Annotated in this window: 8 protein-coding genes; 4 read left to right on the forward strand and 4 right to left on the reverse strand. The window is 72.5% G+C overall.

Annotation, left to right across the window (positions count from 1 at the left end; genetic code table 11):
- Nucleotides 1-79 precede the first annotated feature (79 nt).
- The 4 genes from ABT078_RS17025 to ABT078_RS17040 form a co-directional block, all read right to left on the reverse strand.
- Complete coding sequence (locus tag ABT078_RS17025; protein WP_351228370.1) at nt 80-2,635, reverse strand: transglutaminase TgpA family protein; 2,556 nt, start codon at nt 2,633-2,635, stop codon at nt 80-82.
- Nucleotides 2,632-3,987 carry a DUF58 domain-containing protein gene (locus ABT078_RS17030; protein WP_351228372.1) on the reverse strand — a complete coding sequence of 452 codons (1,356 nt, stop codon included), beginning with the start codon at nt 3,985-3,987 and terminating at the stop codon, nt 2,632-2,634. The genes ABT078_RS17025 and ABT078_RS17030 overlap by 4 nt, the downstream gene beginning before the upstream one ends.
- Complete coding sequence (locus tag ABT078_RS17035) at nt 3,987-5,039, reverse strand: AAA family ATPase (protein WP_351228374.1); 1,053 nt, start codon at nt 5,037-5,039, stop codon at nt 3,987-3,989. Before ABT078_RS17035 ends, ABT078_RS17030 begins: the two co-directional genes overlap by 1 nt.
- A gap of 189 nt (nt 5,040-5,228) precedes the next feature.
- Nucleotides 5,229-5,771: a beta-class carbonic anhydrase gene (locus tag ABT078_RS17040; RefSeq protein ID WP_351228376.1), complete on the reverse strand. Its 543-nt coding sequence runs from the start codon at nt 5,769-5,771 to the stop codon at nt 5,229-5,231.
- 312 nt (nt 5,772-6,083) lie between these two features.
- Here ABT078_RS17040 and rsmH point away from each other — a divergent pair, with 312 nt between their 5' ends.
- The 4 genes from rsmH (at nt 6,084) to ABT078_RS17060 (ending at nt 11,408) form a co-directional block, all read left to right on the forward strand.
- Nucleotides 6,084-7,037, forward strand: coding sequence for a 16S rRNA (cytosine(1402)-N(4))-methyltransferase RsmH (rsmH, locus tag ABT078_RS17045; protein ID WP_351228378.1), 954 nt, complete (start codon nt 6,084-6,086; stop codon nt 7,035-7,037).
- A 122-nt stretch (nt 7,038-7,159) separates the two neighbouring features.
- Entirely contained in the window at nt 7,160-7,705 is a 546-nt protein-coding gene (gene ftsL, locus ABT078_RS17050; protein ID WP_502981234.1) for a cell division protein FtsL, read from the forward strand.
- Nucleotides 7,706-7,709: 4 nt separating this feature from the next.
- A complete protein-coding gene (locus ABT078_RS17055; RefSeq protein WP_351228380.1) occupies nt 7,710-9,659 on the forward strand; it encodes a peptidoglycan D,D-transpeptidase FtsI family protein in 1,950 nt (649 codons plus the stop codon).
- An 18-nt stretch (nt 9,660-9,677) separates the two neighbouring features.
- Nucleotides 9,678-11,408, forward strand: a complete 1,731-nt coding sequence (locus ABT078_RS17060; protein ID WP_502981235.1) for a UDP-N-acetylmuramoyl-L-alanyl-D-glutamate--2,6-diaminopimelate ligase — start codon at nt 9,678-9,680, stop codon at nt 11,406-11,408.

Consider the following 11,408-nt stretch of genomic DNA (forward strand, 5'->3'; position numbering starts at 1 on the left):
CCGGCGCGTGTGCCGAAGAAGTGTGCCGGTGGACCGGTGCCGGGCCGCGTGTACGGCGGCCCGGCACCGGCCCGCTCCGTCATCCCTGACCGCGCTGCCGCGACAGCCTGCGCAGCTGCGCCGCCACCAGGGCCACCGCCCGGTCGCGAGCGGTGGCCCAGCGGTCCGTGGTGGCGTTCCACCGCGCCGCGAGCGCCCACACGACCCGCACGGACGAGGGCGGCAACAGCAGCGCCCGCAGCCGCGTGCCCCGGCTCGCCTGCGCGGACAGGCCCGCTCGGACCCTTCGTGCGTCCTCGGCGAGCCCCGCGCCGGGCCGTGGCTCCGGCGCGTACAGCACCTGCTCCAGTGCCTGGGCCACCCGGTGCACCGAGTCGGCGGGAGCACCCTCCAGCCGCCCGAGCCGCACGATCCGGGCCGCGGCCTTGCGCGGCGTCTGCGACTCGTCCGGTGGGATGCCGTGATCCCAGGCCGAATCGGAGATCTCGTACCACGCGGCCAGCGTGCGCGCGGACGCCTCGCCCGGCGCGTACCCGCCGGCGTCGGCGGGCGCCCACGCGCCGCCGCCCTCCACGAGCCCACCGTCAGGGGCGGCCCCGCCCCGGCCGGCGGCCGCCTTCTCCCGCGCGGACGCCCCCTTGCCGCGCACATGCGCGTCCGAGCTCAGCCGCCTTGTCCGTACCCGCAGCCTCAACAGCATCGGCAGCAGCGGGACGAGCAGCAGGCCGAGGCCCGTGAGCGTCCACAGCAGGATCGTCCCGAACGACGGACCCTGGTCCGCGGTCTGCAGCACGTCCTGCGGGGCATCGGCCCCGCACTCCCCGAGCGCCTGCTCCTGCGGCGAGCAGGTGGAAGAGCGAGACGGGGCGGCCGGTGCCTCGGCCGAAGCGCTCGCGTCGGGCTGCACCGCGCCGGTCGGCGCGCCGGACGGCGCCTGCGCCTGCGTGTAGTCCGGAGCACTGCCCCGGGTCGGCGTCGGCTCGAACCGGGTCCACCCGGCGCCCTCGAAGTACAGCTCGGGCCACGCGTGCGCATCACGGTTGCTCACCGACATCGCCCCGCCCGCCACCGGTGCACCGGGGGTGAAGCCCACGGCGACGCGCGCCGGAATCCCCAGCGTCCTGGCCATCGCGGCCATCGAGAACGAGAAGTGGACGCAGAAGCCCTCCTTGGCCTTCAGGAACCGGGAGATGCCCTCCACACCCCCGCCCGACTCCACCTGGGTGCTGTACGTGAAGCCGCCCCTCACAGCGAACCAGTCCTGGAGCTTGACCGCCCGCTCGTAGTCGTTCGCCGCGCCCTTCGTCACCTGGGCCGCCGCGGCCCGGACATCGGCCGGGAGCGAATCCGGCACGCGCGTGTACTCCTTCAGCAGCGAAGCAGGAGCCTTGGGCGCCTGGGCGAGCTGCTCGCGGGTCGGGTTCACCTGGAGGCTGGTGACCGAGTACTGCACACCGCTCGTGGTCTGGCGGCCGTCACCGATCACCGTCCGCCGGGCCGGGTCGAAGCGCCATCTGCCCTCGATGTCCAGCCTCGTCGCCGGGTACGGCATCGGCAGCCAGCCCTGCCGGTACGAGCCGGCGGCCGAGATGTTCGTCCTGACCTCGGTCGTGCCGATCCCGTCGCCCAGACCGTCGGGCCGGGGGAGCTCATCCGGGATGCCGGTGACCGGACGCACCGAGAACTTCCAGGAACCGCCGTCGAACTGGTCCAGCGCCATGATCCGCAGATACATGTCGCTCGTGTCGTCCGCGTTGGTCTTGTACTTCAGCCACTCACGCGCCTCGGGTTGATTGAGCGTGTCCTGCAGCGTCACCACGGGGTTCACCGCGTCGATCGTGCCGCCGCCGCCCGCGCCCCCGCCCGGACCGTTGCCCGGGCCGCCGAGCAGCCCGCCGTCCAGTGCCGGCAGCGCCGCGGGGACGGCCAGGGCGATGCCCAGGGCGAGCACACCGATGCGCCTGCCGGCGCGCGCCGGGGCCTGAGCGGAGCTCCCACCCGCCTCGAACCCGCCCGCGGCCCGGCTCGTCGTACGCGGCGCCCCGCCGAACACGCGGCCCCACTGCGAGAGCCGGTCCCGGCCCTCCGCCAGTAGAAGCAACAGGTAGCCGGTCGCCGCCAGCAGGAACCAGAGCCAGCTCGCACCGCCGCCGGAGAGCCCCGCTGCCACCGAGTACAGCGCGAGCAGCGGCAGGCCCGCCGGGGCCGCGCTGCGGTACGTCACCGCGAGCGCGTCCACCGCCAGGCCGATCAGCAGCACCCCGCCGACCAGCATCAGCCGGATGCCGTCCGTGGCCGGTGCCGGTATCGCGTACCGGCCGACGTCCTCGCCGCCCGAGGACAGCAGCTCACCGAAGCGTACGAACGCGTCCGGGCCCGGCAGCAGGCCGATCAGGGCCTCCTCCCGGGCGAAGAGCAGCGTCAGCATCAGCAGAGCGACGAGGGCCTGCACGGCCACCGTCAGCGGCCTGGCCAGCGGCACCCGCCGGGCCAGCGCGCCGACCCCGCTCTGCACCGCCACCAGGAATCCGGCCTGCAAGATCCAGGTCACCGGATCCACCAGCGGCAGCAGCGCGCCCGCCGCCATCAGCGTGGCGGCGAAGGCGCACAGGGCCAGCCTTCCGCGTCCGCTCATGACCATCCCCCAGAAAGACCGTCCGTACCGCCCGCGGCAGTGGAGTGGCTCCGCTCCCGCGAGGCCTGCCGCCACAGCTCCGGCAGGGAAGCCCCGGGCGCCACGGCCACCGCCGTCCACCCGGCCTCGCGCAGCCCCCGCAGCCGCTCGTCGACCGCGCCCGCCACCGCGCCGCTCGTCACCCACTGGCCGCTGTCCAGGACGAAGGCCACGGCGGCGCCGCTGCGCTGACGCATCCGGGCCGCCACCGCGGCCTGCTCCTCGTCGAGATCACCGACGAAGGCGATCAGCAGCCCCTCGTTCCCACCGCGCAGCACGTCGAAGGCGCGTGACAGACCCGCACCGTCCGAGTGGTCCACGACCGCGAGGGTGTCCATCATCAGCCCCGCGGAGTCCGCGGAATCCTGCGTCGACCCGGCGAAGCCCTCCGCGCCCGCCGAGGGCACCGAATTCCCGGTGTCCGTCAGCAGCCGTACGGCGAAGCCCCGCTCCAGCATGTGCACCAGCACCGAGGCAGCCGCCGACACCGCCCACTCGAAGGCCGAGTCGGGACCCGCGCCCTGGTAGGCGATGCGGCGGGTGTCCAGCAGAACGGTGCACCTGGCCCGCTGGGGCTGCTCCTCGCGGCGCACCATCAGCTCGCCGTAGCGCGCGGTGGAGCGCCAGTGCACCCGGCGCAGATCGTCGCCGTGCCGGTACTCACGCGGAATGACGTCGTCCTCGCCGGCCAGCGCCAGCGAGCGCTGCCGCCCGTCGCCGTACCCGGTGGCCTCGCCCGCCAGCCGCACCGGCGGCAGCGGCACGGTCCGCGGGACGACCGTGAGCGTGTCGTACGCGCTGAAGGAGCGGGTCAGCTCGCACATCCCGAACGGGTCGCTCAGACGCAGCTGCAGCGGGCCGAGCGGATAGCGCCCGCGCAGATCCGATCTGACCCGGTAGGACACCTCGCGCCGGCCGCCGGGCTCCACCCGGTCGAGCACGAACCTGGGACGCGGCCCCAGCACGTACGGCACATGGTCCTGGAGCATCAACAGGCCGGTGTGCATCCGCGACACGTTGTCCATCCGCAGATGCACGCGGGCCTCGGAGCCGGCGGGTGCCCGGGACGGGGACAGCCTCCTGCTGCCCGCGACCCGGTAGCGCGTGCGATAGAGCACGGCCACGCAGAGCAGCGGCAGCGCGGCGAGCAGCAGCCCGACCCGGAGCAGATCGCCCTGCCCCAGCACATATGCGCACACCGCCGCTGCCATGCCGGCCGCCAGAAAGGAGCGGCCCCGTGTGGTCAGCCCGCCGAGAGCCGCCCGGAGTCCGCCTGTGTCCTCGTTGCCGGCGGCAGGGCTCCCGGCCGCCATCACAGCCGCCGGATGCCGGGCCGCTGCTGGCCGTAGACCGGGCCGCCGGACAGGTGCCGGGCGCCGCCGCCGTACCCGGTGTCGTTGCCCGAGGTGGGCACGGGAATGCGCTGGAGGATCTCCAGCACGACCTGCTCGGCCGTGCGGCGGTTCAGCTGTGCCTGCGCGGTCGGCAGCAGCCGGTGCGCCAGCACGGGCACGGCGAGCGACTGCACGTCGTCCGGCAGGGCGTAGTCCCGGCCGGAGAGCGCCGCCGAGGCCTTCGCGGCGCGCACCAGGTGCAGCGTGGCGCGCGGTGAAGCGCCCAGTCTGAGGTCCGTGTGGCTACGGGTCGCGGCGACCAGCTCCACCGCGTACCGCCGCACGGAGTCGGCGACATGGACGGTGCGCACCGCCTCGACCAGCTTCACGATGTCGTGGGCGTGCGCCACGGGCTGAAGATCGTCGAGCGGCGAGACCCCGCCGTGCACGTCGAGCATCTGCAGCTCGGCCTCGGGAGTCGGATACCCCATCGACACCCGGGCCATGAAGCGGTCCCGCTGCGCCTCGGGCAGCGGATACGTGCCCTCCATCTCCACGGGGTTCTGCGTGGCCACCACCATGAAGGGGCTCGGCAGCTCGTAGGTCTGCCCGTCGATGGTGACCTGGCGCTCCTCCATCGACTCCAGCAGTGCGGACTGGGTTTTCGGCGACGCGCGGTTGATCTCGTCGCCGATCACTATCTGCGCGAAGATCGCGCCCGGCTTGAACTCGAAGTCCCGCCGCTGCTGGTCGTAGATCGACACACCCGTGATGTCCGACGGCAGCAGGTCCGGCGTGAACTGGATGCGCCGCACCGAACAGTCGATGGACCGCGCCAGCGCCTTGGCCAGCATCGTCTTGCCCACGCCCGGCACATCCTCGATGAGCAGATGTCCCTCGGCGAGCAGCACGGTCAGCGAAAGCCGTACGACCTCAGGCTTGCCCTCGATCACACCCTCGACCGACCTGCGGACACGCTCCGCTGTCGCGGTCAGATCTGTGAGGCTCGCTCGATCGTCATAGGTCGTCACCCGGCCCTCCTCGGCCCGTTCCATGGGCCGATGCGCTGCTTACGGCACGGCCCACCCCAAAACACGGACACCCCCTCCGGTCGGTTCCGCAGAGGTGCCACACCCGCATTCTTGTTGCCGTTACCGCTTCGTGTCACTCGCCTGTGGACAACTGGGCTCGATATGTCAGCGGTTGGTCATTTTCGCCGCTCACGCAGCGGGGTCGATCTCCCGCAGCAGACCGCTCGTGACGTCGAAGACGAAGCCACGGACGTCGTCGGTGTGCAGCAGGAACGGCGAGGTGCGCACCCGCTGCATGGACTGCCGCACGTCCTGGTCGACATCGCGGAAGGCCTCCACGGCCCAGGCCGGCCGCTGCCCCACCTCGTCCTCCAGTTCGTGGCGGAAGTCCTCGGTCAGACTCTCCAGACCACAGCCGGTGTGGTGGATGAGTATCACGCTACGGGTCCCGAGCGCGCGCTGGCTGATCGTGAGCGAGCGGATCACATCGTCCGTCACCACACCGCCGGCGTTGCGGATGGTGTGGCAGTCGCCCAGCTCCAGGCCGAGCGCAGCGTGCAGATCGAGCCGGGCGTCCATGCACGCCACCACGGCGACACGCAGCACGGGCCGCGCGTCCATACCGGGGTCGGCGAACCCGGCGGCGTAGCGCGCGTTCGCTTCGACGAGCCGGTCGGTGACCGTGCCGCTCGCGAGGCCGGTGTCTGCGGGGAGGTGCGCGGAGGTCGACATGTCTATGACGGTAATGGCCACAGCGTTCGCGGTCTCGCTGTGAGAGCGGACAAAGAACGTCAATGAGGCTTGTTGTGAGGTAACCCACAGGCGTGAGCGGATCGGGTCCATATGGGTGAGATGTTCTGATTGTGACCGTGGAGCGGACGGCCCGTGCGACGCGCCAGCCGGTTGATTGACCGGCCCGGTCAGTGGACTAGAGTGACGCGAAGTTCACAGACACTTCCTGCACATTTCCATGATTTTCCCGCGTGTGCGGCAGCGGCATACGTACGCCCCGGCCCCCGCGCGCGTCGGACCTGAGAGGGCGCATTGAGCCAGCGACACGTCCCGGTGATGCTCCAGCGGTGCCTGGATCTGCTGGCACCCGCCCTGGAGCGGCCCGGGGCCGTCGTCGTCGACTGCACCCTCGGCCTCGGCGGGCACAGCGAGGCCCTGCTCACCCGGTTCCCCGAGGTACGCCTTGTCGCGCTCGACCGCGACAAGGAGGCGCTGCGGCTGTCCGGCGAGCGGCTCGCCCGTTTCGGGGACCGTGCCACCCTCGTGCACGCCGTCTACGACGAGCTGCCGGACGTCCTCCAGCGCCTCGGCATCACCGGCGTCCAGGGCATCCTCTTCGACCTCGGCGTCTCGTCCATGCAGCTCGACGAGGCCGACCGCGGCTTCGCCTACGCCCAGGACGCCCCGCTCGACATGCGCATGGACCAGACGACGGGAATCAGCGCGGCGGAGGTCCTGAACACCTACCCCGCCGGTGAGCTGGTGCGGGTCCTGCGCGCGTACGGCGAGGAGAAGCAGGCCAAGCGGATCGTGTCGGCGATCGTCCGGGAGCGCGAGAAGGAGCCCTTCACCAACAGCGCCCGGCTCGTCGAGCTGATCCGCGACGCCCTGCCGCAGGCTGCCAAGCGCACCGGCGGCAACCCCGCGAAGCGCACCTTCCAGGCCCTGCGCATCGAGGTCAACGGCGAGCTGACGGTCCTGGAACGGGCCGTCCCGGCCGCGGTCAAGGCCCTCGCCGTCGGCGGCCGGATCGCGGTCCTCTCGTACCACTCGCTCGAGGACCGCCTGGTCAAGCAGGTTTTCGCGGCGGGCGCCGCCAGCACGGCGCCGCCCGGGCTGCCCGTCGTGCCCGAGCGCTACCAGCCGCGGCTCAAGCTGCTCACCCGCGGCGCCGAGCTCCCCACGGAGGAGGAGGTCGCGGAGAACCGTCGGGCGGCGCCCGCACGCCTGCGCGGCGCCCAGCGGATCCGCGAGGACGAGCAGTGACGGGGGCCGAGCAGTGACGGCCGCATCGGCGCCGGATTCGTCGCGAACCGCGGCGTCAAGGACGGGCGCATCGAGGCCGGCGGTCGTGGCGGCGCCGGCAGCCGGGTGAGGGAGGGCATGTGGTGAAGACGGCCGCAGGAGAGCTCAAGGGGCGCGCCGCGCGGCTCGCGCGGCTGATGCCGTCCGGGCCCAGCACCGCCGCCCGCACCCCGTTCGTCCTGCTCGTCGTCCTCTTGCTGGGCGGCGGCCTGATCACCCTGCTGCTGCTCAACTCGTCCCTCAACGAGGGCTCCTTCAAGCTGAGCGAGCTGAAGAAGAAGACCACCGAACTCACCGACCAGGAGCAGGAGCTCCAGCGGGACGTGGACAGCCACTTCGCCCCCGACGCGCTGGAGCAGCGGGCCCGCGAGCTCGGCATGGTGCCCGGCGGCAACCCGGCGTTCCTCGGCCCGGACGGCACGGTCCGGGGAGTGCCCGGGAAGAGCACCGCAGCCCCGTACACCCCGCCGCCAGCCACCCCCGACCCGGCCGGGACGGCGGGCAACGCCGGGCCCGCGGCGTCCACGCCATCCGCCACGCCCACCACCCCCTCGCCCACCACCCCCACTCCCACGCCATCCACCACGTCCGTGACGCCGAAGCAGCCCTCCACGACCTCCGGCAGGTGACGCAGTGCCCTCCCAGGAACCTCCGCGCCGCCGGGTGCCCGGCCCCGCGCGCCCCGCAGGCTCCACGAGCCGCCCGCGCCCCGCGCCGCGCCGGCCCCGCTCCGCCGCGGGACCCCACCGGATCCGCCTCGGCAACCCCCGCCCGCGGCTGCGGCTCGTCAGTCTCGCCCTCGGCCTCACCATGCTGGCCTTCGTCGTCCGCCTTCTCCAGGTGCAGGCCGTCGACGCGAGCACGTACGCCGCCATGGCCGAGAAGAACCGCTACATGAGCCACAAGCTGGCCGCGGAGCGGGGCGAGATCACCGACCGGTCCGGTATCGCGCTCGCGACCAGCGTCGACGCGTACGACATCACGGCCGACCCGAAGATGTTCACGCCCGAGGAGAGCAGGACACCGGACGCGCCCGAGCAGGCCGCTGCGCTCCTCGCGCCGATCCTCGGCAAGAACGCGTCGGAGCTGGCGAACAGGCTGAAGACCCCCAAGTCCCGCTACACCGTCCTGGCCCGTCGCCAGACCCCGCAGGTCTGGAACCAGATCAAGGACCTCAAGAGCGTCTTCGCCGAGAAGGCGAGGGCCGACAAGGCGACGGGCGGCCCCGGAGCCAACGTGCTCGCCGGCGTCTTCCAGGAGACCAGCAGCAAGCGCGTCTACCCCAACGGAGACCTCGCCGCCGGGATACTGGGCTTCGTCAACGCCGACGGCCGCGGCGCCGGAGGGCTCGAGTCCATGCTCGACAAGGACCTCGCGGGCAAGGACGGCCAGATCACCTACGCCCAGTCAGGCGGCCACCGCGTCCCCACCGCCGGGGCCCGTGAGCAGCCTGCCGTCCCGGGCTCCGACGTCGAGCTGACCATCGACCGCGACATCCAGTGGGCCGCCCAGCGGGCGATCGCCGACCAGGTCGCGAAGTCCCGCGCCGACCGCGGTTATGTCATCGTCCAGAACGCCAGGACCGGTGAGGTCCTCGCCATGGCCAACGCCCCCGGCTTCGACCCCAACGACATCTCCCAGGCCAATGCCGCTGCCATGGGCAATGCCGCCCTCCAGGACGTCTACGAACCGGGCTCCACCAGCAAGGTCATGTCCATGGCCGCGGTCCTGGAGGAGCGGGCCGCCGTCCCCGGCACCCATGTCACCGTCCCCAACCGGCTGCACCGCGGTGACCGGCTCTTCAAGGACGACATCGACCACCCCACCTGGTACCTGACGCTCAACGGCGTCCTCGCCAAGTCGAGCAACATCGGCACGATCCTGGCGACCGGGCAGCTCGGCAGGACCCAGACGGAGGCCAACAAGGTCCTCCACTCCTATCTGCGGAAGTTCGGCCTCGGCAGCCCGACCGGGCTCGGCTACCCCGGCGAGTCGCCCGGCATTCTCGCCGACCCCACGGACTGGTCCACCTCGCAGCAGTACACGATCCCGTTCGGCCAGGGCCTGTCCCTCAACGCCATGCAGGCCGCATCGGTCTACTCGACCATCGCCAACGGGGGCGTACGCATCGAGCCCACGCTGGTCCGCGGCACCAAAGGCCCCGACGGTCGCTTCACCCCGGCCCCCGAGCCCGAGAGAACCCGCGTGGTCAGCGAGAAGACCGCCAGGACCCTCGCCACGATGCTGGAGTCCGTCGTCGGCGACGTGGAGGGCACCGGAACCAAGGCCCAGATCCCCGGCTACCGCGTCGCCGGCAAGACCGGAACGGCCAACAGGGTCGACCCGGAACTGGGCCGCTACAAGGGCTACACCGCCTCCTTCGCGGGCTTCGCGCCCGCCGACGACCCGCAGATCACGGTCTACTGCGCCATCCAGAACCCGACCAAGGGCAGCTACTTCGGCGGCCAGATCTGCGGACCCATCTACAAGAAGGTCATGGAGTTCGCGCTCAAGACCCAGCAGGTCGCCCCGACCGGCAAGGCACCCGCACGGCTGCCGGTCACGTTCGTACCGGGCCAGTGACCCGGGGAGGTACCACCAGTGACAACGATCACGCCCGACCCCCGGAACCGTCCCGACGACCCCGGCCCGGGGGCCCCCTCGCCCACCCTCCGCCGGGCTTCGGCACGGGGGACCCCACCACCACCGCCCTCGGCCGACCGCGCCGGGCGCAGGCCCACCTCGTTTGGTACCCCTCCCCGTGCGCCCGGTACGCTCACGGCCGTGCCCCACGCTGATCAGTACCGAACCGCCCCGCCCCGTCCTGCCGAGGTCCGCCCGATCCCCCTCGCGGAGCTGGCCGACCGACTGGGTGTCGATTCCCCGGGCCCCGGCGCGGTCACCGGCATCACCCACGACTCGCGGGCGGTGCGCCCCGGAGACGTGTACGCCGCACTGCCCGGCGCCCGTCTCCACGGCGCCGACTACGTCGCCCAGGCCAAGGAGCTCGGCGCGGCCGCGATTCTCACCGACCCGACGGGCGCCGAGCGCGCCGCCGCGACCGGCCTGCCGGTCCTGGTCGCCGACAACCCGCGCGGACGGATGGGCGAGCTCGCCGCCGCCATCTACGGGCTCCCCGGCGAAGGCCTGCTGCAGATCGGCATCACCGGCACCTCCGGCAAGACCACCACGGCGTATCTCGTCGAGGGCGGGCTGCGCGGCGCCGGCCACCGCACCGGTCTGATCGGCACCGTCGAGATGCGTATCGACGAGGAGCGCATCAAGTCGGAGCGCACGACCCCCGAAGCCACCGATCTGCAGGCGCTGTTCGCGGTGATGCGCGAGCGCGGCGTCGACTCGGTCGCCATGGAGGTCTCCAGCCACGCCCTCGTGCTCGGCCGGGTCGACGGCTGTGTCTTCGACGTCGCCGTCTTCAACAACCTCAGCCCGGAGCACATGGAGTTCCACTCCGGCATGGAGGACTACTTCGGGGCCAAGGCCCAGCTGTTCACGCCGGCCCGCGCGCGGCTCGGCGTCGTCAACCTCGACGACGAGTACGGACGGCGGCTCGTCACGGAGTCGGCGATTCCCGTCGTCACGTTCTCCGCCGAGGGCCACCCGGACGCCGACTGGCACGCCGAGGGCGTCGAACTCGGCGCCGTGGGCTCGGTCTTCACCGTCGTCGGCCCCGAGGGCGAGCGGATCACGGCCAGGGCGCCGCTGCCCGGCCCGTTCAACGTCGCCAACACCCTCGCCGCGATCGTCACCCTCGCCGTCGCCGGGATCGACCCGGGGACCGCTGCCGAAGGTGTCGCCGCGGTGCCCGGTGTGCCCGGCCGGCTGGAGCGCGTCGACGCGGGCCAGCCCTATCTCGCGGTCGTCGACTACGCGCACAAGACGGACGCCGTCGAATCGGTGCTGCGCTCCCTGCGCAAGGTCACCAAGGGCAAGTTGCACATCGTGCTCGGCTGCGGCGGTGACCGCGACCGGACGAAGCGCGGGCCCATGGGCGCCGCCGCCGCCCGCCTCGCCGACACCGCCGTCCTGACCTCCGACAACCCCCGCTCCGAGGATCCCCTCGCGATCCTCGCCGCGATGCTCGCGGGCGCCGCCGAGGTGCCCGCGCACGAGCGCGGCGAGGTCCAGGTCTTCGAGGACCGGGCCGCCGCCATCGCCGCTGCCGTCGCCCGCGCCGAGCCGGGCGACACCGTGCTGGTTGCCGGCAAGGGCCACGAACAGGGCCAGGACATCGCCGGAGTGGTCCGTCCCTTCGACGACCGCCAGGTGCTCCGCGAAGCGATCGAACTCCGTTACACGAACAGTCAGGGATGA

This window comes from Streptomyces sp. NPDC002133 (genome assembly GCF_040296405.1).
GTDB lineage: Bacteria > Actinomycetota > Actinomycetes > Streptomycetales > Streptomycetaceae > Streptomyces.